The organism is Aeromonas sp. TECH754, assembly GCF_056279295.1.
Genome location: NZ_JBWBRA010000001.1, coordinates 2714638 through 2738665, shown reverse-complemented (window position 1 = coordinate 2738665; position 24028 = coordinate 2714638). Strand labels below are relative to the sequence as shown.

The following is a 24028-nucleotide window of genomic DNA, read 5'->3' as shown; positions in this document are numbered from 1 at the left end:
GCGGGTAAAGGCTTCCAGAGTAATGATTCACAACATAAATGACGGGCGAACAGGGCCTTGTTTGGCTATTATTCCGCTCGTTTCCCCTGTCACAGAGTATCTTATGTCTTCCCTCGATTTGGGCACGGCTCCCCTCTCTCGCCTCTTCCTGCGCTATGTCTCGCCGACGGTGGCCGCCATGCTGGTCACCGGCGTCTATGTGACCATCGACGGCATCTTCATCGGCCATATCCTGGGGCAAGATGGGCTGGCGGGCATGATGCTGGCTTATCCCATCTGCGCCGTGCTCTATGCGGTGGGGGCCTTGATCGGCATGGGCTCCTCGTCGCTCGCCTCCTTCTACCTCGGCAGGGGGGAGCAGGGGAAGGCGCGCCATATCGTCGGCAATGCACTGCTGATGGTGCTCCTCGCCTCGGCCGTGCTCGCCTTCATCGGCATTCGCTACGGCGATGCCATGCTGGCCTGGATCGGGGCGGAAGGAGAGATCTTCAGCGCCGGCATGGCCTATCTGCAGTGGTATGCCTGGCTCGGAACCTTTGCGGTGCTCTCCATGGCGTTCACCGCCCTGCTGCGCAACGACGGGCGACCCGGTTTGACCACCTGGATCCTGGTGGGCGGCGGCGTGCTCAACGTCTTGCTCGACTACCTGCTGATGGTGGTGATCCCCTGGGGACTGGCGGGGGCGGCGATTGCCACCATGCTCTCCCAGGCGGTGACCGGCGGCCTCTGCCTGTGGCACTTCTTCACCCCCCGCAGCCAGCTGCGCATTCGCTGGGATACCCTGGTGCCGGACTGGCGGCTGATGGGGGAGACCCTGCGACTCGGGGTGTCGAGCTTCCTGATGTACCTCTATCTCTCCGTGGTGCTGGCGCTGCACAACAAGGCGCTGTTGGCGGTGGGCAGCTCGCTGCACGTGGCCGCTTACGGGGTGATCAGCTACAGCGAGGCCTTCTTCTATCTCATCTTCGAGGGGATCGCGATGGGCATCCAGCCCATCGCCAGCTTCAACGCCGGGGCGGGTAACTGGCAGCGGGTGCTGCGGGTGCGCAACCTGGCGTTAGGAGTGACCATGTTGGTGGCGCTGTGTGGCATGATCCCGCTCTATCTGTGGCCGGAGGCAGTGGTTTATCTGTTTGCAGGGGACAACGCGGCCCTGCTGCCGGTGGCGAGTCTCGGCATCTGGCTCTACTTCTGGGGTCTGCCGATGGAGGGCTTGCTGCTGGTGGGGGCCACCTACTTCCAGGCCATCAACCGGGCCCGCATCGCCTCTCTGCTCACCGGCGGCAAGCTGGTGCTGATCGGCGGCTTCCTGTGGGGCTTCTCATCCCAGTGGGGGGTGGCCGGAGTCTGGCTGGCGTTGCCGACTTGCAGCACAGTGCTGGTGTTGGTGATGTGGCGGGCCATGCGCAAGGAAGCCAGGCTGCACGCCATCGCGGGCTAGCCGCAGACTCTGGCTCACCAGCAGATAAAAAAAGAAGAGGCAGCCAAGGCTGCCTCTTCTGCATTTGTGATTCGAGACTCGTCTCAGGGCTTGAAGGCCCCGATGAAGATGGCGGGATCGACCCGGGCGTCGTTGAGGCTGACGTTCCAGTGCATGTGGGGACCGGTGGCACGGCCGGTGGCGCCGACCCGGCCGACGATACCGCCACGGGGCAGGCTTTGCCCCAGCTTCACGTCCACTTTCGACATGTGGCAGAACATGCTGATCAGCCCCTGGCCGTGATCGACGAATACCGTGTTGCCGTTGAAGAAATAGTTGCCGATGAGGATCACCTTGCCCGCCGCCGGTGCCTTGATGGGGGTGCCGGCCCCGACCGCGAAGTCCAGACCTGAGTGGGGGTTGCGCTCCTCGCCATTGAAGAAGCGGCGCAGACCGAACGGGCTGGAGAGGGGGCCGTTGACCGGTTTGTCGAACAGCAGATTGCTGGGTTGGGTGGGGCTGAAGATCTGATAGGCCTTGGTCTGCTCCGCCAGCTCGCGATTGATGCGCACCATGTCTTCGGCCAGCGGATTGACTTGGCGGCCGTTCTTCAACTTGATGCGCTGTTCGCGGTAGTGCTTGGGTTGCACCACGAAGTCGAGTTGCCGGCCATCGCCAAGCTTGAGGTGGTGAGGGCCGGTTGCGCTCTTGAGCGGGATGCCGACGATGGCTATCCAGTGGCGGCCTTCCTCTCTGACGACCAGTACGGGCTTGTCCTGATAGCGGACGCTGGGGGCTTGCGCCTCATCCCCCAGGGAGACGACTGCGACGCCGCCGGGGACGGGGTGATTGAGCAGCCGGCTGATGAAGCCGGGCTCGGCGGCATAGATCGAAGTGCTGCCCAGCAGCAGGATGAGAAAATACAGGCGACGCATGACGGCTCCATCGAATAACAGGGGGATGAGATAAAGAGCGAAAATGATGCCACATTCCCGCCGGGCTGTCCGTCACCTTGGACAAGGGGGCCGGCCAAAGATGTTATCCGACGGTGAGCAAGCTTCACCAGTCTGTGCTATTTACTAATGTGTCACTAGAAAATTGGTTGTTGAATGAAGCCCATTGTGACAGCAGGGATATAAGCGCTGGCAGGGAAGGTGGCGGTCGCCGGCGGCATCAGGGTAAATGGAGGTTGTGATGAAGACGAACGCTCTCTTAATGCTCGCACTCGCCATGGGCGGGCTGGTATCGGTTCCCGTTGCCGCCTTCAACGGCACTATTACCATCAACGGGGAAGTGACCGCCGGCACCTGTGCCATCGCCGTCAATGGCGGCACCGCATCGGCCATCGTGACCCTGCCGACCGTCAGTACCAATGCGTTGACCAGCATCGGCCAGACCGCGGGGGCGACGGGGTTCAACCTCGCGCTGACCGGCTGCCCGGTAACGGGATCTGTGCGGGCCTATTTCGAGAATGTTGGGGTGGCCCAGGCAACGGGCAACCTGACCAACAAGGCCGTGTCCGCGGGGGGCAAGAATCCGGCCCAGAATGTGGAGGTACAGATCCTCTCGGCCAACAGCAGCCCCATCGACCTGCGCACCAACACCAACAACTCTCTGGTCAATTTCAGCGGCACCGGGACGGCCACCCTCTACTACAGTGCCCAGTATGTCGCCACAGGCGCCGTCGGAGCCGGTCTGGTCTCGGCTGATCTCATCTATTCGCTGGATTATCACTGAGAGTCGCTCCATGAGCCTGCCTTGCATCCGGGAGCGTGACGGGACGGCATGGTGCCGTGCGCTCTGTTGTTTGTTGTTCCTTCTTCCCTGGCAGGCCTGGGGTTATGTCCAGATATCGGGGACCCGGGTTATCTATCCTGCCGCCGCCCGTGAGGTCACGCTGGAGCTGATCAACAAGGGCAACACGCCCTCGTTGGTTCAAGTATGGATTGATTCCGGTGACCGCCGCATCCGGCCGGGCGCCGAGGCGGTTCCCTTCCTGATCACCCCCCCCATCACTCGCATCGAGGCTCAGCGCGGGCAGTCGCTGCGTCTCGCCTATGTTGGGCAGGGGCTGCCTCAGGATCGCGAGTCGGTATTTTGGTTGAATGTGCTGGAAGTCCCGCCCAGCGCCAAGTCCGCCGAGGCGAGTCAGAATCTGGTTCAGCTCGCCTTTCGCTCAAGGATCAAGCTGTTTTACCGGCCTGAAGGGTTGGCAGGCAATATTGAAGATTCTGCCCATCACCTGAGCTGGCGTCTCGTCAGACAAGGGGAAGGCTATGCACTGCGCGCCAGCAACCCGAGCCTCTATCACGTCAGCATCAGCAATCTGGAATTGCAGACGGCTCAGACGAGGCGCTACAACAACCTCAGTGGTGGCATGGTGGCGCCAGGTGGCAGCTTCGATTTTCCCGTCGATCGCCTGTCCGGCACTGTGCATGCCAAGGCGGTGACCTTCTATTGGCTCAATGACTATGGTGCCCGCGAGGTGGGCCGATTCGTCTTCAACTGATCCCTTGGTGCGGGAGCAGGATGGCCAAGCCGATTCTCCCTGCACTTCTGCTGGCTCTGAGAGGGGAGGTATGCCGTGATTGCCAGCGTTCTCCCGTTATCCACCTCCCCGACCCGTTTTTGTGCCAGACGTCATGGCCGCCAATACGGGCTGTTGTCGTTGCTGCTCTGGAGTTTCCTGGCCATGGCGGATGAAGCAGCCCCCCACTCGGTAGCGACCCAGGTAGATACCGCCCCCACGGACGTCGAGTTTGACAGCCGGTTGCTCGACAGCCTGGGGGTGAACATCGATCTGGCCCGCTTCGCCAGCGCTGACTTCGTCCCCCTCGGCCTCTATCAGATCGACATCACCATCAATGGCAAGGAGCAGGTGAGCCAGCAAGTAGAGGTGCGAGCGGGGGCCGATCCCAAGACGCCCCTGTTTTGCTTCAAGCCGGGCCAATTGACGCAGTGGGGCCTGCTTGTCGACAAGTTGCCCCATCAAGCATCGGTCAGGCAACAGCTTGAAAGTGACTGCATCCAGGTAGCCTCGCTGGTGCCGGGGGCCAGCTTCACCTTCGATCTGGCAAGCCTCAGCGGTGCACTCAGCCTGCCGCAGGCCTATGTGGGCCAGGTCAGGCGCGATTATGTCGGTCCCGATCAGTGGGTGCAGGGGATCAATGCGGCCTTCGTCGGCTATAACGCCAATCTCTATTACAGCGAGCAGGAAGGCGTCGACGAGCAGTTCAGCAACAGCGTCAACCTCAATACCGGCATCAACCTGGGGGCCTGGCGGCTGCGTCACAATGGCTCTTTCCAGGGCAATGATGGCGGCAGTTACCAGTCCCTCAACAGCTATGTTCAGCGGGATGTCACCGGGCAGACTGCCCAGCTCACCCTGGGTGAGTATTTCACCCCGGGGGACAGCTTCGACAGCGTACCTTTTACCGGTGTGCAGCTGGCCAGCGACGATGCCATGCTGCCCGATTTTGAGCGGGGCTTTGCCCCCGTGGTACGTGGCGTCGCCCAGAGCAATGCCAGAGTCAGCATCCGCCAGGGCAGCGCCCTCATCTATGAAACCCAGGTTGCCCCCGGCGCCTTTGCCATCGATGATCTCTATGCCACCAGCTTCGCCGGCGATCTGGATGTGACCATCACAGAGGCGGATGGCAGCTCCCGCAGTTTTACCCTGCCATTCTCCTCGGTGGTGCAGATGCTGCGAGACGATACCTCGCGTTTCAGTCTGACACTTGGCCGTTATCGTAACGAGGCTGGCCCCGATGGCCCGGATTTTCTGCAAGGCACCTACAGGCGCGGTTTCTCCAACACCCTGACCCTGTACGGCGGCACCATAGCCGCCGAGGATTATGCCGCCCTGCTGGGGGGCGCCGCCGTGGGATCTGACTATGGTGCGCTGGCGCTCGACGTCACCGGCTCCTGGGCTCGGGATCTGCCTGCCATGTCCGATTTGCCCTCATCGCTCTCCGGCCAGAGCTACCGTCTCACGTACAGCAAGCAGATGGATCTGACCCAGACCTACTTCACCCTGGCGGCCTATCGTTTCTCCAGCGAGGGCTACCTGGATCTGAGCGATGTGGCGGCCGTGCAGGCGCAGACCTTCGATCAGCTGCAGCGCGAGCGCAATCGCTTCCAGCTCAACATCAACCAGCCGATAGGGGATTGGGGGGATCTCTACTTCAACGGCATCAGCCGCGACTATTGGGGTGGGCAGACCGAGAGCAGCAGCTTCCAGCTCGGCTATAACCTGGGCTTTGACTGGGGCAGCCTGACGCTCTCGGCCAGCCACTCGCTCGACGACGGGGTCGGCGATCAATACATGCTGAGTCTCAGCATTCCCATCGGGAACCGACTCGGTGCCCCACGCCTGAGCAGTACTGTCTCCTATCAGGAGGGGCAAGGGTACAGCGCCAGACTGGATCTGAACGGTGGCTCCCGGGACGGACGCTTCTACTACGGGCTCTACGGCAGCCAGAGCCGGGGCGGCGGCATGGGTTATCAGGGATACGGCGCCAACCTGCAATACCAGACGGCGGCGACCCAGCTTGGCCTCTCGACCAGCCAGGGAGAGGGCTACTCCCAGTATGTGGCCTCGGCCAAGGGCACCCTGCTGGTGCATGAGGACGGTTGGGTGCTGGGGCAGACGCAAGGGGAGACGATGGCGTTGGTGGAGGCCAAGGGAGCCCAGGGGGCCAGGATCAGTCAGGGTATCGGCAGCGAGGTGGACGGAGATGGTTACGCCGTGCTGGCCGGTCTCAACCCCTATCGCACCAACGTCATCGGCCTGGATCCGACTGGCTTGCCGCTGGACGTGGAGATAGATGGCAGCGCCCAGATGGTGGCGCCGCGCCGGGGAGCCATCGTCAAGCTGGCGTACGAGACCCACATCGGCCAGCCGTTGCTGCTGAAAGTACAGCGGCCGGATGGCAGTGCCCCGCCTTTTGGCGCCGAGGTGATGGATGGTGCGGGCGGCTCCGTGGCCGTGGTTGGGCAGGGGGGGCTCATCTTCGTGCGCGGCGACTATTCAGTGCTGCATGTCCAGTGGGGCAAGGAGCCCTCCCAGCAGTGCCGACTGGACTATCGGGCGCCAAAATCTGATCCGGCCGTACCCTATCAGCAGGTGGCTGCACGCTGCGTCACGACGGAGGCCGGATAATGAGAGGCTGGGTCTGGTGGGGTCTTGTCCTCGCTGGCTTGCTGTGGGGACCGCATACGGAAGCCGCGCTCAGCCTGATGCGTACCCGGCTGGTCTATGAGGGAGGCGGGGAGGCCAGCCTGATGGTCCACAACGGGGGAGCCGAGCCCAGCTTGTTGCAGGCCTGGGTCGATGGAGGAAACCAGAATCAGGGACCGGCCGAGGCCGCCACCCCCTTCCTGGTGGTGCCCCCCATGATGCGACTCGGACCGGACAGGGGTCAGACCCTGCGCATCTTGGGGGCGGATCTGAACCGGCTGCCCCGGGACAGGGAATCCCTGTTCTGGCTCAATGTGCTCGGCTTGCCCCCCAAGGCGAGCGCCTCGGCGGCCAGCGTGCAACTGGCCTATCGCACCCGGATCAAGTTGTTCTATCGTCCCGCCGGGTTGCAGGGAACGGTGGCGGATGCGGTTACCCGGCTCCACTGGCAGGCGCAGGCACAAGGGCTGATCGTCAGCAACCCCAGCCCCTTCCACATCAGCCTGAGCGAGGTGCTGCTGGCGACGGGGGCCAGTTGGCAACAGGCGGGCCTGATTCCGCCCTATGGCATGCTGCCAATACCCATCCAAGTAGTCGAAGCGACTACTGAAAAAGGGAAGGTGCGCTGGATAGATGATGATGGTAACTACCACGAGCAGGCATTTGTACTGGGCAGGGAGGGCAGTGATGAGTGAACAGACTGGGAGTCACGGCGTGGGCATGATGGTGCGTCGGAGCCTGATGGCCGGTGTCTTGTGTTTGGGTTGCCTGCTGTGGTTGCCGAGGGCTCATGCCGTCAATGGCCAATGCACCAGCCCCTTTGTGGCAACCGGGCCCATTACCGTTACCAGTACGTTCTATCAGCCCGGAGCCACCAACGGTCCCACCACCTTCTCGACCACAAACACGGCCACCTGTGATTGTGTCGGGATCTCGGTGGGATTATTTGTGACGGTTTATTATCAGGGCACCACCAGCCTGCCAACCGTCTCCGATCCTCTCGGGACCCTCATCAAGCTCAACTCCTATTTTGGCCTCAAGGCCGAATTCAATGCAGGCAGCGGGGGCTATCAAACCGTGCCTTTCAATACCACGACCATAGGGCTGTTGAGCGCCTGTGTCGGTGGCCTATTGAATGTCTCCGTGCTGGGGGGGATCAACGTGAATGGCGGTCGCTATACCCTGAAACTGCTCAAGGGCGTCACTGGTACCCAGACCTTCAATGGCACCGTTGCCTACCTCTTCGTGCGGCGCTCCAGTATGCCGGATACCAGCCCGGCCAATGCGTTCAGCACCCTGTCGATGAACATTAGCGTCACCTCGACCCCGACTTGTCAGTTCCCGGCCGGCACCAGCATCCCCATCGATCTCGGGGCCGTGGCCCAGAGTGCCTTCGTCGAGGGCGATGTGCCCAGAGGTTATGCTCCGCGCAGCGTCAATGTGAGCGTCACCTGCAGCCAGATCCCGAGTGACTACGTGGTGCCGCTCAGCTACAGCTTCGGGGGGGCGCTCAGCAGCCAGAATCGTTTCATCACCACCAGCCTGGCCGGGGTCGGGGTCGGCATGCTCGAGCAGGACACCCAGACCTCTATTCCATTTGATACTGTCATCGCGGTACCCTATTCGGCAGCCACCAATAACACCAACTACAAGGTGAGGCTCTATCCGACCCGGCTGCCGGGTCAGGTGGTGCGCACCGGCGCTTACACGGGGACCATCATGGTCACGGTGAGCGTGCCTTGATCGCGTGCTTTCCTGCTTTTTTCAACGAGGTTGACGATGAACAGTGACAACATCCTGCGTAGCGAACCCAAGCGCCACCCCATAGGGCGAGGCTGGGCCTGGATCCGTACGGGATTCGATATCTTCAACAAGGGCATGGGGGCCAGTGTGGCCATGATAGTGCTCTGGTTCGTGGTGGGAATGGTGCTGGAGCAGTTGCCGGCGGGTGGTTTCATCTCCCAGCTGCTGTACATGGTGTGGGGCGCCGGCTGGGTGGCGGTGGCGGCGCGCGGTTTTGCGGGGCAGCCTCTTCAGTTTTCCGATTTCTTCTCTGGTTTCCGTCACCGGCTGACGCCGCTGATACTGGGGGGGCTGATGGTGCTCGGCCTGTTCACGCTGATCCTGTTGATCTGCTTTGGCCTGCTGCATCTGTGGGATCTGACCGGCTTGCTGTCCCAGGATCCGGAAACCCTGACGGTGACGCCCGAGCAGGCGCAGGGATTCCTGCTCTGTCTGCTGCTGGGGCTGGCGTTGCTGGTGCCCGTGCTGATGGCCATCACCTTCGCTCCCGCCCTCATCTTCTTCCACGGGGTGGGGATCTGGCAGGCGGCCAGGCTCAGTTTCAAGGGCTGTCTGTACAACATGTGGCCCTTCCTCTGGTGGGGGCTGCTGGGGGCGGTACTGATACTGTTCGGCGCCCTCCTGTTGCTGGTCGGCTTGCTGGTGGTGCTACCGGCCATCAATTACTCCATCTACGCGGCCTACCGTGACATCTATCTGGAAGAGCAGGAGAGCACAGAGGCGTCACCGCCAGTCAAGGCGTTCGGCTTCGAGGCATAAGCCCGTTCTGAATGAAAAAACGGGGCCTACGGGCCCCTTTTTCTTGTGCGCTCATTCGGTTTGCCACAGGGGATCGTCGGCCATGCGCGCGATGAGGAAGTCGAGGAAACTGCGCAGCAGGGGGGACATCTGCTTGCGGGTGCCGTAGATGGCATAGACGCCAAGTCGCTTGGGCTGCCACTGGGTCAGCAAGGGCACCAGGGCCCCGCTCTCCAGCTCCGCCTGCACCGAGTAGCGTGGTTGCAGGCTGATACCCGCCCCATCGAGGGTTGCCTTTAACAGCAAGTTGGAGATGTTGGCGCTGAGGTTGCCGCTCACCGGCACGGACTCGGGTCCATCGACCCCCTGAAATTCCCACAGACTCTTGCCGAAATAGGTGTAGGTGAGGCAATTGTGCAGGGCCAGATCCTGCACCCGCTGCGGCACCCCATGACGAGCCAGATAGGCCGGGCTGGCACAGACCACGGAGTGGCAGGTGCCGAGGCGGCGGGCCACCAGGTTGGGATCCAGATCGTTGGTGATGCGTACCGCGAGATCGATCCGCTCTTCCACCAGGTTGACGGTTCTGTCCAGCAGCAGGATGTCGATGGCGGTGCCGGGATAATGGGCCAGATAGTCGTTCGCGGCCTTGACCAGCAAGGCTTCCGAGAGGGAATAACTGCTGGTCATGCGCAACTGCCCCTTGGGAGCCTCGTCACTGCGGATGGCCAGCTGCTCCATCTCCTCCCCCAAAACCAGCATGGATCTTGCCCGGTTCAGCGCCTCCTCCCCCGGTCCGGTGAGGCTCAGCCGGCGGGTGGTTCTATGCAGCAGGCGGGCGCCCATCCAGCGCTCCAGCTCCGCCAGATAGCGCGACACCATGGCCCGCGACATCTCCAGTTTTTCCCCCGCACCGCTCAGGCTGCCCTGCTCGACCACGCAGACAAATACCCGCAAGGCGGTCAGTCGATCCATTCCTGGCTCCCAATATGATCGATTTGCGCAACAGTGATGTGCTTATTATGCGGTATTTGCACCGATAAAGTTTCACTAAACTGTGGGTATTCGCTGAACAACACCACCTTATGAGGAATACCCGATGAATACCCTGCTTCGCACCCTGACCCTGACCAGCACCCTGCTCGGTGGCGCCGCCCTGGCGGGCCCGCTGACAGTGACCGTCTACAACCCCGGCGAGAAGGCCATCTTCCCCGTCGCCTCCGAGCTGGTGGCGGGCGACAAGGAGGCGATCCTCATCGACGCCCAGTTCGGAGTGAATGATGGCAAGGCGCTGGTGGAGCTCATCAAGAAGAGCGGCAAGAAACTGACCACTGTCTACATCAGCGGCGGGGATCCCGACTTCTATTTCGGGCTGGAGCCCATCAAGGCCGCCTTCCCCGACGTCAAGATCCTGGCCAGTCAGTACGTGGTCGACCATATCGAGCAGACCAAGGATGCCAAGCTGGCGTACTGGGGCCCGATCCTGGCCGAGCAGGCGCCCAAGCAGCTGATCGTGCCCCAGGTGATGACCGCCTCCCGGCTGACCCTGGAAGGGGAGACGATTGAGATCAAGGCCATGAACACGCCAGCGGCCTACCTCTGGATCCCGTCCATCAAGACGGCGCTGGGCGGTGTCCCCGTATACGGTGGCGTACACGTGTGGATGGCGGATAGCCAGACCAAGGCCGAGCGGACACAGTGGGTGCAGACCCTGGACCAGCTTCTGACCCTCAAACCCGAGCGAGTCGTGCCCGGCCACTTCCTCGGGGCCGAGCCCAAGGGAGTCGAGGCGGTCACCTTCACCCGTGACTATGTGCAAGGCTTCGAGCAGGCGCTGAGCAGCACCAAGGGATCAGCCGCGCTGATCGAGGCGCTCAAGCAGGCCTACCCCTCTCTGCCGGTCGATGATGGCCTGACCATAGGCGCCAAGGTCGCGACCGGCGAGATGAAGTGGTAATTGGCTGAGTCTGATTTCCTGTGTTTTTTACCGGGCAGTGGTTGCCCGGTTTTTTCATTTTTTGGAGTGAGCCCATGAATAACATGACCCTGCATTATGTGTACGACCCGCTCTGTGGCTGGTGCTATGGTGCGGCCCCCTTGCTCGAGGCCGCGGCCCGGATCCCGGGGCTGAATATTGCCCTGCATGCCGGTGGCCTCTGGCTCGGGGATCGCCGTCAACCCATGGGCGCGGCGCTGCGCGATTATGTGCGGCCCCATGACGAGCGGATCCAGGCCCTGAGCGGCCAGCCGTTTGGAGAGCGCTATTTCAATGAGCTCTTGCTCAAGGACGGCTTGTTGCTCGACTCCGAGCCGCCCATTCGCGCCGTCCTGGCGGTCGCGGCGCTGGGAGGGGATGACCTGAGCCTGCTGCACCGCATCCAGCAGTCCCATTACCGCGATGGCCAGTGGGTGGGAGATCTCGCCCATCTGACGAGGCTCGCGCAGGAGCAGGGCATGGCGCCGGAGGCGTTCGAGCAGGCCTACCGAAGAGTGAACCTGAGCGAGCATCTGGCCCAGTGCCAGGTCTGGCTGCGTCACCTCGGCGGGCAGGGCTATCCGACTCTGGGGTTGATGCAGGGAGAGCGCCTGGTCCCGCTGGCGGTCTCTTCCTTCCTCGGTGAGCCGGAGGCCTTCTCCCGTCATCTGGCGTCCCTGATGGCCGCCTGATGCCATGGCCATTCCCCTGGCGTGCCGCACAAAATAGTGAGGATGTGAACTGCCGCCACCCATTGTGTCGGCATCCCTTGTCCCACCCCCCGTTCTTGGGCATGCTAATGACCCCATTGGCTTAGCCGGATTTAAGGACGTATGAACCTTCGCGATCTCGAGTATTTGGTAGCGCTGGAAGAGGAGAAACACTTCCGCAAGGCGGCGGAGCGCTGTTTCGTCAGCCAGCCGACCCTGAGCGGCCAGTTGCGCAAGCTGGAAGACGAGCTGGGCGTGATCCTGATCGAACGCACCTCTCGCAAGGTGTTGTTCACGTCAGCCGGTGACGCCATGGCCCAGCAGGCCCGCAAGGTACTCAAAGAGGTGCGTGAGCTCAAGAGCATAGGCCAGCACTTTGCCGAGCCGATGTCGGGCGAGATCCACATCGGTTTCATTCCCACCGTCGGCCCCTACCTGTTGCCGCACATCATCCAGGATCTGCGGGATCACTTCCCCAAGCTGGAATTCTATCTCTACGAAGAGCAGACCCAGGTGTTACTCAAGCTGCTGGAGGAGGGGACGCTCGATTGCGTCATCCTGGCCGAGCTGGAAGGGATGGAGGGGTTTGGGTCTATCCCGTTGTATCAGGAGCCCATGTGGCTCGCCGTGCCCCAGCAGCATCCCGAGGCGCGCGCCAAGTCGGTACCGCTGCACAACCTCAAGGGCAAGAAGCTGCTGATGCTGGCCGATGGTCACTGCTTGCGGGATCAGGCGATGGGCTTCTGCTTCGCCGCCGGTATTGGCGAGGATCAGCGCTTCAAGGGCACCAGCCTGGAGACGTTGCGTAACATGGTGGCGGCGGGCAGCGGCCTGACCCTGATCCCCCGGCTCGCCGTGCCGGCCCAGCCAGAAGAGCGGGGAGTCAGTTACCGACCCGTCGTGGATCCGGTGCCGGGGCGCGCTATCTCGCTGCTTTATCGTCACTATTCGGTGCGCAGGCCCTGCTTCAATGAGCTGGCCGCTCGTATCTCGCTGCTGATGCGGCCATTGCTGGCATAATATCTTGATGGACAAATAAAAAACCGGCGCCTTGGGCGCCGGTTTTTTTATCGTCTGCGGGGGCAGCTTAGAAGATGTCGTCGGTCGAGACAGGGCCATCACTGCTGGGGCCATCGCCCCCGTAGACCTGATTGCCGTCGGAGAGCTGGCTCGCGTAGCGGGTCGGCTCTGTCCCTTCCTTGAAGAACTCCTCGGTCGTGCTGCCGTCGGTACGATTGGTCAGCAGACCCGTCTCGCGATCGATGCGCACCTGCATGATCCCCTCCGGCACCGGCATCTTGCGTTCCGGCACCTGTTGCAGGGCGGTCTTCATGAAGTCGATCCAGATGGGTTGAGCGGCACCGCCACCGAACTCGGCCCGGCCCAAGCCACGCTGGTGGTTGTCAAAACCGATCCAGGAGGTGGCGACCAGATTCGGGGTGTAGCCGGAGAACCAGGCATCCCGCGATTCGTTGGTGGTCCCGGTCTTGCCCGAGATGTCGTGACGCTTGAGGTCGCGGGCCGCGCGCCAGCCGGTGCCACGCCAGCCGTTGCCACCCCAGATGGCGGTGGTCAGGGTATCGGTGACCAGGAAGGCGCTCTGGGCGCTGATGGTCTGCGGCGCCATGTTGTTCGGCACGACAGGGTCGATCGGGCACTGAGCTTTCCAGTCCGGGACGGTATTGGCATAGGCTTCGGCAGTGTCGAGCCCGGCGGCGGCCAGTGCGCCACAGTCACGGCAGGCGGCGGCCGGATTGGCCTGATACAGCGGAGTACCGAAGCTGTCGGTCACTTCGGTGATGAAGTAAGGGGTGACCTGGAAGCCGCCGTTGGCCAGCACCGAATAACCGCGCACCACTTCCAGCGGGGTGAATTCGGCGGCGCCGAGTGCCAGGGATTCGTTGGCGGAAATGTGGTCCCGTGCGAAACCGAAACGGGTCAGGCCGTCGATATAGGTATCCAGCCCGATGGCACGCATCAGCCGCACCGACATCACGTTCTTGGACTTGGCGAGCCCCAGACGCAGCGTGGTGGGGCCTTCATAGATGGCCGGTGAGTTCTTGGGCTGCCACATGGGGCCCTTGGCCGGATCCCACTGGTTGATCGGCGCGTCGTTGATGAGAGAGGCCAGGGTGTAACCCTGCTCCAGCGCGGTGGCGTAGAGGAAGGGTTTGATGTTGGAGCCGACCTGACGGCGAGCCTGATCGACCCGGTTGAACTTGGACAGCTCGAAGCTGAAGCCGCCGACCAGCGCCTCTATGGCCCCATCCTGCGGATTCATGGCGACCAGTGCGGCGTTGACGTCAGGGATCTGGGAGAGCAGCAGCTCTTCCCCTTTCTCCCGCACCCAGATCTGGGCACCGACTTTCAGCACGTCCCGTGCCGATTTCGGGGCATAACTCTGGCGATCATCGGTGATGAAGGTACGAGCCCACTTGATGCCATTCCAGCCGAGCTCGGCCTGTTTGCCATTCTTCAATACCAGGGTGGCACTCTTGTCGCCGACCTTGGTGACCACGGCCGCCATCAGCGGCTGGTAAGTGGGTTGCTTGGCCAGGTGGGCCATGATCTGGTCGTAATTCCAGTCGGGCTCACCCGCCTTCCACAGCAGCGCGGTCGGGCCACGGTAGCCGTGGCGGGTGTCGTAGTCGAAGACGCCGTCCAGCAGGGCTTGATGAGCGGCTCGCTGGCGCTTGGCGGTGACCGTGGTGTAGACGTGCAGCCCCATGGTGTAGGCATCTTCCCCAAACTGCTCCACCATCTTCTGGCGAACCATCTCGCTCAGATAGGGGGCATTGAGGGTCGTCTCGGCGCCGTGGTAACGGGCCTTGATCGGCATCTTGGAGGCTTCGTCAAACTGGGCCTGGGTGATCTTGCCAGTCTCCAGCATGCGTCCCAGCACCACGTTGCGACGCGCAAAAGCGCGCTCGGGGGAACGGATGGGGTTGAGCATGGAGGGCGCCTTGGGCAAGCCTGCGATGATGGCGATCTCATCGAGGGTCAGATCCTTGACCTCCTTGCCAAAGTAGACCTGGGCGGCGGCGCCGACCCCGAATGCCCGATAGCCGAGGGGGATCTTGTTGAGATAGAGCGTCAGGATCTCGTCCTTGGAGAGATTCTGCTCGATACGCCAGGCCAGGAAGACTTCCTTTACCTTGCGCACTATGGTCTTCTCGTTGCTCAGGAAGAAGTTGCGCGCTACCTGCTGGGTGATGGTACTGGCGCCCTGGCGGGCTTGACCGGAGACGGCCCAGACGGTGGCAGCACGAATGATGCCGATGGGATCTATCCCCGGATGCTCATAGAAGCGGGCATCCTCGGTGGCGAGCACCGCATCGATCATGGGCTGGGGAATCTCGTCCAGCCGCAGCGGGATGCGACGAATTTCGCCAAATTGGGAGATCAGTTCCCCGTCCCGGCTGTACACCTTCATCGGGGTGGCCAGTTTGACGTCGCGCAGTGCGCTCACATCCGGCAACTGGGGCTTGATGTAGAAGTAGATGCCGATGAGGCTGGCAACACCCAGCACTGCACCCAGCATCATGACAATAAACAGGCGAACGAGCCATTTCAGCATGGAAGAACTACCAATCGTCTTAAAATTAGCCAACGGGCGCAGAGTATAGCCTTTTTACCCCCGCAGATTCGAGATTTTCCTGTCCACAGACCCTGACCTCGAGAAGAGGCGCGAGGGTAGCATTCCATGGCGCAATTACCAAGAGGGCGGCGGGCATGGCCGAAAGGAGAGCCGCGTCAATTTTTGACATAAACTTTATGACATTGATAGATAGAGCATTATATTGAGGTAAGTCACCACCTCGTGATGAGCTGTCCTACAATAAGTCCTAAAACCCAATAACGCATGGATGTGTATATGTTTGGGCTATTCAGCAAAGGATCCCTCCTCTCCTTGGCGGGTATTGATTTTGGCAGTCAAACCATCAAGGCCGTCACCCTCAGCGGACGTCCCGGCAAGGTGCATCTCGAATCGATCGCCGAGATAGCCACGCCCAAGGGCACCCTGGTCGATTATCAATTGCAGGATATCGAACGGGTCAGCCAATCCCTCAAGTCCCTCAAGCGCCTCATCCAGGGGGAGTGCCAGCACGTGGCCACCGCGGTGACCGGCTCCAACGTCATCACCAAGGTCATCCAGGTCGATGCCAGGATCAGCGATAGCGAACTGGAGAGCCAGGTCCAGCAGGAAGCTGAGCAAATCATCCCTTTCCCGCTCGACGAGGTCAGCCTGGATTTCGAGATCCTCGGCATGACGGCCGATGAGACCCGCCAAGAGGTGCTGCTCAGTGCGGCCCGTACCGAAAGCGTCAGCGGCCGGGTCAGCGCCCTCACCGAAGCGGGCATGAACACCAAGGTGGTGGATGTGGGGGTTCATGCGCTCGGGCGTGCCGTCCTGGCCTGCCTGCCCGAGTTGCAGACAGCGGATAAGCCGGTCGGCATCATCGATATCGGTGCCAGCGCCATGACCTTTGCCGCCCTGCTCAGAGGCCAGATCATCTATTCCCGCTTGCAGAACTTTGGTGGCGATCAATACAGCCAAGCCTTGGCGTCTTTTTACAGTATGAGTCTGGAGGAGGCCGAGCTTGCCAAGCTCAAGGGCACCTTGCCTGCCGATCATGAGGTCGACGTGCTTTCACCTCATCTCAGTACGCTGGTGTTGCAGGTCAGACGCAATGTGCAGCTGTTTTGCAGCTCGTCGGGCAACAAGGAATTGCCGAAACTGGTATTGACGGGCGGTGGCAGCCTGCTGCCGGGTCTGGCCCAGCAGATAGGCAGCGAGCTCAATTGTGAGGTCTTGCATCCCGATCCCTTTGTGTTGTTCGGCAAGCCCAAGGGAGACGGGGGGGAAACTCATGGGGCCAAATACATGGCTGCGTTGGGTCTGGCACTGCGGAGCTTCACACCATGTCAAATATAAACCTCCTGCCTTGGCGACTGGCCAGGGCCCAGCGCCAGAAGAAGCAGTTTGGCGTCATGCTCGGAATTTTTCTGGCGGCAACAGCATCCTTTGCGTTTGCCATTGATTGGTTGGTGATGCAGCAGATTGGTTATCAACAGCAACGCAATCAACGGCTGCAGCAGGAAATGGCCATACTCGATGCCCAGCTTGGTGAGATACGGTTGCTTAAGGATCGACGCAAGGAGCTGATCGATCGCATGCAACTCATCGAGCAATTGCAGACGCAGCGCAATATACCGGTGCGTCTGTTCAACCAATTGCCCGTGCTGGTACCCAACGGCGTCTACCTCAATACCCTTGCGCTCCAAAACAACCGGATCGATATCAACGGCAAGACCGAAGCCTACGGTCGGGTTGCCAGCATGATGAGACGCATCGATGGCTCGGGTTGGCTGGGGCAATCACAGCTCAGCACCATCTTCACGGCAGACGTGGCTCCCGTTGCACTCAGCCAATTCTCCATGATGTTCCAGATCGCCGGCACGACTCTTAACGTCGCTAAGGGGCAAGAATGAATCTGCAGCAGCTCAATGATCTGGATCTCAATGACATAGCACGTTGGCCAAAGGCGGCAAAGGGTATCTTCATTCTGTTCTGCTGTGCCTTGCTTGGTGGCGCCATCTACTACTACGTGATTGCCAACTCTGTGACGGCATTGCGCCAGGAGGCGAGTAAAGAGGGTGAGTTGAAGGCCCAGTTCGAGAGCAAGGCCATGCTGGCCGCCAACTTGGGGGCATACAAGAAGCAGATGGTACAGCTTGAACAGTTGGTCGATACCCAGCTCAAGCAGTTACCCAATACTCACGAAGTGGCGGGACTGCTGGATGACATTAGCTTTATTGCCACCGATAACGGTCTCAAACTGAACAGGATTAACTGGGAAGCCGAGATCCAGCACGAGTTTTCAACCGAGCTTCCCATGCGTATCGAGGTGGTGGGGACCTATCACGAGCTCGGTAAATTCACGGCCGACATGGCGGCCTTGCCCCGTATCGTGATCCTGGAGTCGTTCCTGCTCAACCAAAGCCAGGAGCAAGGAGAAATGATTGGCATGTCCATGCAGGCCAAAACTTACAAATACAACGGTAAAACCGTGGAGCAGAAGCCATGAGCATGAGAGTGATCGGCCTCCTCTTGTCGGTGCTGTTGTTGACGGCTTGTGGCGGACAGGAGGACATGGATGAATATGTGCAGCAAACCAAGGCAAGACAACCTATCCCTATCGAACCCTTGCCGGAAATAAAGCCATTTACCCCTATGGTCTATCAGCGAAATGATCAACGCAGTCCGTTCATTGAACCGCAACCAGAGACCAGCTCCAGGGTCGATGCCAAGGCTAAACCGGATTGCGCCCAGATAGTGGCCAATCGAGACAAGGAGGTATTGGAGCGCTATTCGCTGGCTAGCCTGAGCATGAAGGGGTCAATCGGCAAGCAAGGGCAGTTATGGGCGCTGATAAGAACTCCAGATGGGCAGGCTGTGCGTGTCGGGCTAAATCAATACATAGGGCTGGATCAGGGAAGGGTCATCAAGATCACCAATACCCATGTTGACTTGATGGAGACGGTACCGGACGGCAAAGGATGCTGGGTCACCCGAGAAACTCAGCTGGCCATGGCCAATCTCGACGCAAAACAATGATCAGGGATGAGCAGAGATGAGAACAACAATAAGCAAGATGACCAGCGTGGCGCTGCTGTGTCTTGGTGCATGTGGTCAGGTGTGGGCAGTACCAACGCTGCAGGAGGTCAAAGTGAATCCACTGTTGGCCGATCAGCTCTTGCTGGAGCTGAGTTTCAGCGAGCCCGTGAGCAGCTTTACCGACAGGCTCTCTTATGAACCCAATCAGCTTCTGCTGCATGTGCCCGGGGCCGTCGGGGCCTTGACGGTCAATCCGTTGCCCATCAAACAGCAAGGGGTGGACAGCCTCAAGGTAGAGGGCAAGGGGGAGGGGCTCGATATCAAAATAGCTCTCGATCAGTTGACGCCCTATCAGGTCCATCAACAGGGCAATAAATTGCTGGTGTCATTGGGAGAAAAGGTCAGCCAATCGACGGTGACCGCAGCCGATTCTCCCACGGTTACCTCATCGGCGCTGGTCAGGAGCCAGCCGGTGGCGCAGTCAGCCTTGGTTGATACCCAGCGGATTGCCCAGAATCAGTCACAGCCACAACCTCAGCTCACCTCGGCGGCAGCACCTATGGTGGCCAGCAAACCGGTATTGACCACTTCACAGGCCAATGCGGGGGGCGCCTATTTCAACTCGGTCAAAGGGGTGGACTTCCGGCGTGGCAAGGAAGGGCAGGGGGAGTTTCTCGTTACCCTGGACAACAGCTCGGCGGCGGTAGACGTCAGCAGCCGTGGTCAGAAGGTGCTGGCCAAGTTCCATGGGACCCGGATACCGGACGATCAGCTCAATCTCATCAACGTACAGGATTTCGCCACCCCGGTCTCCCAGGTGGAGGTTTTCCGCCAGGGCAACGACACCCTGTTCGAGATCTCGGTCAATGGGCAGTTTGACTATCGCTACGATCAGGCCGACAAGATGTTCATCATCGAGGTGAAGAAGCGTGTCGCCACGACCACGGCCAAGCAGTATCAGGGCAAGCCTATTTCCTTGAACTTCCAGGATATTCCGGTACGTACCGTGCTGCAGATCATTGCCGATTTCAATAACCTCAACCTGGTGACCACGGATTCCGTCTCCGGCAACATCACCCTGCGCCTCGATGGCGTGCCCTGGGAGCAGGCGCTGGACATCATCCTCAAGGTTAGGGGGCTGGATAAGCGGTTGGACAACAACATTCTGTTGGTGGCGCCGGCGGATGAGATTGCCGCCCGTGAGAAACAGCAACTGGAGAGTCGCAATCAGGTGGCCGATCTGGCGCCGCTCTATACCGAATATTTGCAGATCAACTATGCCAAGGCGGCCGAAGTCGCTGCCTTGCTCTCCTCCGAGAGTACCAAGTTGCTCTCTGCCAGGGGCGCGGTGAGCGTGGATGAGCGGACCAACGTGCTGGTGGTCAAGGACACGGCGGATGTCATCGGCAACGTCAAGCGGATGCTGGATATCCTCGATATCCCGGTCAAACAGGTGGTGATCGAAGCCCGCATGGTGACCATAGACGACGGTTTCGATGAGGCGCTGGGGGTGCGTTGGGGGGTGACCAAGACCGATGGTCACGGCAATGGCACCTCGGGCACCATAGAGGGCAACGATGGTTCGGGTAACAATGCCAGTACCTCTGCCATCACCCGGCCAGATGTCGAGGACAGGTTGAACGTCAACCTGCCGGTGACCAATGCCGCCGGTACCCTGGCATTCCAGGTGGCGCGTCTGGCCAATGGTACCTTGCTGGATCTCGAACTTTCGGCACTGGAAAAAGAGAGCAAGGCCGAGATCATCGCGAGCCCGCGTGTCACCACCGCGAACCAGAAGCCGGCGTTGATCGAGCAGGGTACCGAGATCCCCTATGTGGAGTCCTCCTCCAGCGGGGCAACCTCGGTCACCTTCAAGAAGGCGGTGCTGAGCCTCAAGGTGACGCCGCAGATCACCCCGGACAACAGGGTGATTCTGGACCTGACCGTGACTCAGGATACCAAGGGGGAAACCGTTCCGACCGGTACCGGGGATGCCGTTTCCATCAATGCCCAGTCGATCACCACTCAGGTGCTGGTCAACAACGGCGAGACCCTGGTACTCGGTGGTATCTATCAACAGACCATCAAGAGCGACGTCAGCAAGGTGCCATTGTTGGGAGATATCCCCGGTCTTGGCTACCTGTTCAAGAAAACCACCAGCGAGAACAAGAAGCGGGAATTGCTGATCTTCGTGACCCCGAGGATAGTCACCGACGCCCTCTGAAAACTTTACATGTGAGGGTAAAACACATATAACCTTACGCCCCAATGAGGCTGGGGCGTAAGGGCTGCGGTTGCCAGTCCCGATTTCTATTGAGATAATCCCCCTCCTGATCCATCGCAAGATAAGGTTCATAGGTACCCCGGTCGAGTGTTTACCGGGGCCATACAGTTTGTAATTACTAACGAAAAGACATGGCTGAGAAACGCAATATTTTCCTGATAGGTCCCATGGGTGCGGGCAAGAGCACCATAGGTAGACATCTGGCAGAACAACTGCACATGGAGTTTTTCGACTCGGATCATGAAATTGAGCGCCGCAGTGGTGCCGATATCGGCTGGGTGTTCGATGTTGAAGGCGAAGAGGGTTTCCGGATCCGCGAAGAGAAGGTCATCGGTGATCTTGCTGAACAGCAAGGCATCGTGCTGGCGACGGGAGGCGGCGCTATCAAGAGTCGCGAAACCCGTAACAAGCTCTCTGCGCGTGGCATCGTGGTCTACCTCGAAACCACCATTGAGAAGCAGCTGGCACGTACCCAGAGAGACAAACGTCGCCCCTTGCTGCAAACCGAAGAGCCACCGCGTGAAGTGCTTGAGCGTCTGGCGCAAGAACGCAACGCCCTGTATGAAGAAGTGGCTGACTTTGTCATCCAGACGGATGATCAAAGTGCAAAAATTGTTGCTAATCAAATTGTTAAGTTGATTGGTATGTAATCAATAGAGGACGTCCATGGAAAGGTTGAAGGTCGAATTGGGTGAACGCAGCTATCCGATTGAGATAGCTGCTGGTCTGTTGCAACGCCCCGAGGTGCTGACGCAGACCATCAAGGGCAAGCGGGTCATGATAGTGACCAACACCATCGTTGCCCCCTTGTATCTTGAGCAGATCATTCAGTTGCTGTCCGGTTTTCAGGTGGAACATCTGATCCTGCCGGATGGCGAGGCCTACAAAACCCTGGCAACCTTCGAGCGGATCATGTCTGCTCTGCTGGAAACCAACCACGGTCGTGATACCACCCTCATCGCTCTGGGAGGTGGCGTGATAGGTGACGTTGTCGGCTTTGCTGCGGCAAGCTACCAACGTGGCATTCCGTTCATTCAAGTGCCTACCACGTTGCTCTCCCAGGTTGACTCCTCCGTCGGCGGCAAGACCGCCGTCAATCACCCCCTCGGCAAGAACATGGTGGGCGCTTTCTATCAGCCCAAACATGTTGTCATCGATACCGAATGCCTCAAGACCCTGCCTGCTCGCGAATTCGCTGCCGGCATGGCCGAGGTGATCAAATACGGCATCATCTGGGATGCCGACTTCTTCTCCTGGCTCGAAGCCAACATGATCCGTCTGCAGCGACTCGATACGGCTGCGCTCTCCTATGCCATTCGCCGCTGCTGCGAGATCAAGGCCGACGTGGTCGCGCAGGATGAGACCGAGCACGGCGTGCGCGCCTTGCTGAATCTGGGTCACACCTTCGGCCATGCCATCGAAGCCGAGAAGGGCTACGGCAACTGGCTGCATGGCGAGGCGGTGGCGGCGGGCATGATGCTGGCAGCGGACACGGCCCTGGCCCGTGGCGATGTGACCGAACAAGAGGTGGCCCGGATCCGCGCCCTGCTGCTGGCGGCAGACTTGCCTGTTCAGGCCCCCCCCGAGATGGATTTCGCCGCCTTCATTCGCCATATGCGCCGCGACAAGAAGGTGCTGGAAGGCAAGATGAGACTGGTGTTGCCTGTCGGGATCGGCCAGGCCCAGGTCGTGGCCGACGTCACGGATGCACAATTGATGGCGGTGATCGAGTCTGGTCGTGACGAATAAACTGCTAAAACTCCCTTCCCAGCGGCAGCTGGTTGACCGGCTGCTGCACCTGATTGAGTTCAACCACCCCTTTATTTTTCTCTGCGGCAAACCCGGCAGCGGGCGTGGCACCCTGTGTGAATCCCTGCTGGGAAGACTACCCGACACGGTACGGGTGGTGAGCCTCATCGGCAGCTCTGCCATGAAGATGGCTGACGTGCGCCAGTTGCTGCTCCAGCAGGTGGTGGCGAGGCCGCTGTTCAATCCGCAAGACGCACTGGCAGACAGTTTCTTTCGCATGCTTGAGAGCAAATCCTCGACCCTGCTGCTGCTCATCGAGCGCGCCGACGAGTTGCCTGCGGAGCTGGTCGGGGAGCTGTGGGCGCTCTGTCGCCACAATGACACCCTCGATAATCCCCACAAACTGGCGATAGTGCTCTCGGGCGGGGCTCTCTGGTGTCACAACCAGAAGGCCGGGCTCAAGGGGCGGGCGATGCCCGCACTCGAGCTGGAAGTCGCGCCACTGAGCGCGCCGGAGCAGCGTATCTTCTTGTATGAGAAGGCCAAAGAGCTCAAGATCCCGACAGCCCTCTTGCCCAAGCCGAAAGTGGAAGAGATCCTGAATGGAGCAAACGGACACCCGTCCGCCATCATGCAGTCATTGGAGGATATCATGACCGACAGAAGGCCCAAGAAACGCCAGGCCGAGTTGCCCGTCAAGAAGATAGCGACCGCGCTGGCGCTGGCCGCCGCCGGCCTGCTGGCCCTGAGTTACCTTCCCCTGTTTGATGACAAGGGCAAGGAGGATACCCAGGCGTCGTCCGAGGGCACGGCTTTGCCCAATCCCGTTGTGGCCGATCCGCTCAATGCGGGGGGGGCGAGCGGGGCCCTGGCCAGTGGCACCTCGTCCGGCGAACCGGGTAACAATCAGGTCGCCCGGGACTGGCAGCCTGATGCCAAGACCTTGCCCAAGAAGGTCGAGAGCGAGACGGTCACCACGGAGTCGACCAATTACGAGGGACGCCGTATCGTCATCTCCGACGAGGTGGTCGAGAAGCTGATGAAGCAGCCCAACGTCAGCGGCGCCCTGCCCACGGCGGTGGTGGACGAGCTGACCGGTGGCTCCGAGCCGGCATCGACAGCGGTGACGCCGCAATCGACTGCCAAGGTCCAGAGCACTACTCCTGCTGCCAAGGTTGCACCCAAGTCTACCGTGGCGGAACCAGCCGCCGCGCCGGCGCCCAAGGTGGCGCTGACGCCGGTCGCCACGCTCAACAAGAAGGCCAGGAATCACTACAGCATCCAGCTGATGGGTGGGAGCAACACCCAGGCGGTTGACAGCTTCGTGGCCGAGAATGGGCTGGCGGGCAAGGTGTGGGTCTACAAGACCCGCTTCCGTGGCAGCCCCTGGTATGTGGTGGTGCAGGGGGATTATGCCAACAGCACCCAGGCCAAGGCGGCGATCCGCAAGTTGTCCCCGGCCTTGCTCAAGGGACAACCCTGGCCCAAGTCGTTTGCCCAGATACAAAAAGAGTTGAAGCAATAGCCATTCGCCCTGTGAAGGGGGTAGAA

Annotated in this window: 21 protein-coding genes; 18 read left to right on the top strand and 3 right to left on the bottom strand. The window is 60.5% G+C overall.

What is annotated here, in order from left to right; all coding sequences use genetic code 11:
- The first annotated feature begins 103 nt into the window (after positions 1–103).
- The gene (locus tag ACZ9IL_RS12270; RefSeq protein ID WP_476003762.1) at positions 104–1441 is read left to right on the top strand and encodes an MATE family efflux transporter; all 1338 of its coding nucleotides are present in this window, start codon (positions 104–106) and stop codon (positions 1439–1441) included.
- Positions 1442–1524: 83 nt separating this feature from the next.
- Here ACZ9IL_RS12270 and ACZ9IL_RS12265 read toward each other — a convergent pair whose 3' ends face one another.
- Positions 1525–2355, bottom strand: coding sequence for a peptidoglycan DD-metalloendopeptidase family protein (locus tag ACZ9IL_RS12265; protein WP_476003761.1), 831 nt, complete (start codon positions 2353–2355; stop codon positions 1525–1527).
- A 259-nt stretch (positions 2356–2614) separates the two neighbouring features.
- On the opposite strand from ACZ9IL_RS12265, the gene ACZ9IL_RS12260 reads away from it, so the two are divergent.
- The 6 genes from ACZ9IL_RS12260 (at position 2615) to ACZ9IL_RS12235 (ending at position 9161) form a co-directional block, all read left to right on the top strand.
- Positions 2615–3157, top strand: coding sequence for a fimbrial protein (locus ACZ9IL_RS12260; RefSeq protein WP_476003760.1), 543 nt, complete (start codon positions 2615–2617; stop codon positions 3155–3157).
- Between the two features lie 10 nt (positions 3158–3167).
- A complete protein-coding gene (locus ACZ9IL_RS12255; RefSeq protein WP_476003759.1) occupies positions 3168–3929 on the top strand; it encodes a fimbria/pilus periplasmic chaperone in 762 nt (253 codons plus the stop codon).
- 75 nt (positions 3930–4004) lie between these two features.
- On the top strand, positions 4005–6581 hold the full coding sequence (locus tag ACZ9IL_RS12250) for a fimbria/pilus outer membrane usher protein (RefSeq protein ID WP_476003758.1): 2577 nt from the start codon (positions 4005–4007) through the stop codon (positions 6579–6581).
- Positions 6581–7294 (top strand): fimbrial biogenesis chaperone, encoded by a 714-nt coding sequence (locus ACZ9IL_RS12245; RefSeq protein ID WP_476003757.1) that lies wholly within the window; start codon positions 6581–6583, stop codon positions 7292–7294. Before ACZ9IL_RS12250 ends, ACZ9IL_RS12245 begins: the two co-directional genes overlap by 1 nt.
- Positions 7287–8342: a fimbrial protein gene (locus ACZ9IL_RS12240; protein ID WP_476003756.1), complete on the top strand. Its 1056-nt coding sequence runs from the start codon at positions 7287–7289 to the stop codon at positions 8340–8342. The genes ACZ9IL_RS12245 and ACZ9IL_RS12240 overlap by 8 nt, the downstream gene beginning before the upstream one ends.
- A gap of 36 nt (positions 8343–8378) precedes the next feature.
- The gene (locus ACZ9IL_RS12235; RefSeq protein WP_476003755.1) at positions 8379–9161 is read left to right on the top strand and encodes a BPSS1780 family membrane protein; all 783 of its coding nucleotides are present in this window, start codon (positions 8379–8381) and stop codon (positions 9159–9161) included.
- 51 nt (positions 9162–9212) lie between these two features.
- Here ACZ9IL_RS12235 and ACZ9IL_RS12230 read toward each other — a convergent pair whose 3' ends face one another.
- The gene (locus ACZ9IL_RS12230; RefSeq protein WP_476003754.1) at positions 9213–10115 is read right to left on the bottom strand and encodes a LysR family transcriptional regulator; all 903 of its coding nucleotides are present in this window, start codon (positions 10113–10115) and stop codon (positions 9213–9215) included.
- Positions 10116–10239: 124 nt separating this feature from the next.
- On the opposite strand from ACZ9IL_RS12230, the gene ACZ9IL_RS12225 reads away from it, so the two are divergent.
- The 3 genes from ACZ9IL_RS12225 to oxyR all read left to right on the top strand — a co-directional run bounded on the left by ACZ9IL_RS12225 (position 10240) and on the right by oxyR (position 12845).
- On the top strand, positions 10240–11097 hold the full coding sequence (locus ACZ9IL_RS12225; RefSeq protein ID WP_476003753.1) for a Vmh family MBL fold metallo-hydrolase: 858 nt from the start codon (positions 10240–10242) through the stop codon (positions 11095–11097).
- A 74-nt stretch (positions 11098–11171) separates the two neighbouring features.
- The gene (locus ACZ9IL_RS12220) at positions 11172–11807 is read left to right on the top strand and encodes a DsbA family protein (RefSeq protein WP_476003752.1); all 636 of its coding nucleotides are present in this window, start codon (positions 11172–11174) and stop codon (positions 11805–11807) included.
- Positions 11808–11948: 141 nt separating this feature from the next.
- Positions 11949–12845 carry a DNA-binding transcriptional regulator OxyR gene (oxyR, locus tag ACZ9IL_RS12215; protein WP_476003751.1) on the top strand — a complete coding sequence of 299 codons (897 nt, stop codon included), beginning with the start codon at positions 11949–11951 and terminating at the stop codon, positions 12843–12845.
- A 67-nt stretch (positions 12846–12912) separates the two neighbouring features.
- Here the strand turns inward: oxyR and ACZ9IL_RS12210 are convergent, their stop codons facing one another.
- The gene (locus ACZ9IL_RS12210) at positions 12913–15402 is read right to left on the bottom strand and encodes a penicillin-binding protein 1A (RefSeq protein ID WP_476003750.1); all 2490 of its coding nucleotides are present in this window, start codon (positions 15400–15402) and stop codon (positions 12913–12915) included.
- A gap of 297 nt (positions 15403–15699) precedes the next feature.
- Between ACZ9IL_RS12210 and tapM the strand changes: the two genes are divergently transcribed.
- From tapM to ACZ9IL_RS12170, 8 genes are all read left to right on the top strand, one after another.
- On the top strand, positions 15700–16761 hold the full coding sequence (gene tapM / locus ACZ9IL_RS12205; RefSeq protein ID WP_476003749.1) for a PilM family type IVa pilus assembly protein TapM: 1062 nt from the start codon (positions 15700–15702) through the stop codon (positions 16759–16761).
- A complete protein-coding gene (tapN, locus tag ACZ9IL_RS12200) occupies positions 16749–17318 on the top strand; it encodes a PilN family type IV pilus biogenesis protein TapN (protein WP_476003748.1) in 570 nt (189 codons plus the stop codon). The genes tapM and tapN overlap by 13 nt, the downstream gene beginning before the upstream one ends.
- The gene (gene tapO / locus ACZ9IL_RS12195) at positions 17315–17914 is read left to right on the top strand and encodes a PilO family type IV pilus biogenesis protein TapO (RefSeq protein ID WP_476003747.1); all 600 of its coding nucleotides are present in this window, start codon (positions 17315–17317) and stop codon (positions 17912–17914) included. Before tapN ends, tapO begins: the two co-directional genes overlap by 4 nt.
- A gap of 2 nt (positions 17915–17916) precedes the next feature.
- Positions 17917–18444, top strand: a complete 528-nt coding sequence (locus tag ACZ9IL_RS12190; RefSeq protein ID WP_476005348.1) for a pilus assembly protein PilP — start codon at positions 17917–17919, stop codon at positions 18442–18444.
- Between the two features lie 16 nt (positions 18445–18460).
- Positions 18461–20668: a type IV pilus secretin PilQ gene (locus tag ACZ9IL_RS12185; RefSeq protein WP_476003746.1), complete on the top strand. Its 2208-nt coding sequence runs from the start codon at positions 18461–18463 to the stop codon at positions 20666–20668.
- Between the two features lie 191 nt (positions 20669–20859).
- Entirely contained in the window at positions 20860–21378 is a 519-nt protein-coding gene (gene aroK / locus ACZ9IL_RS12180; protein WP_033131012.1) for a shikimate kinase AroK, read from the top strand.
- Between the two features lie 16 nt (positions 21379–21394).
- Entirely contained in the window at positions 21395–22477 is a 1083-nt protein-coding gene (aroB, locus tag ACZ9IL_RS12175; RefSeq protein ID WP_476003745.1) for a 3-dehydroquinate synthase, read from the top strand.
- Positions 22467–24002 carry an AAA family ATPase gene (locus ACZ9IL_RS12170; protein WP_476003744.1) on the top strand — a complete coding sequence of 512 codons (1536 nt, stop codon included), beginning with the start codon at positions 22467–22469 and terminating at the stop codon, positions 24000–24002. Before aroB ends, ACZ9IL_RS12170 begins: the two co-directional genes overlap by 11 nt.
- The last annotated feature ends 26 nt before the right edge of the window (positions 24003–24028 follow it).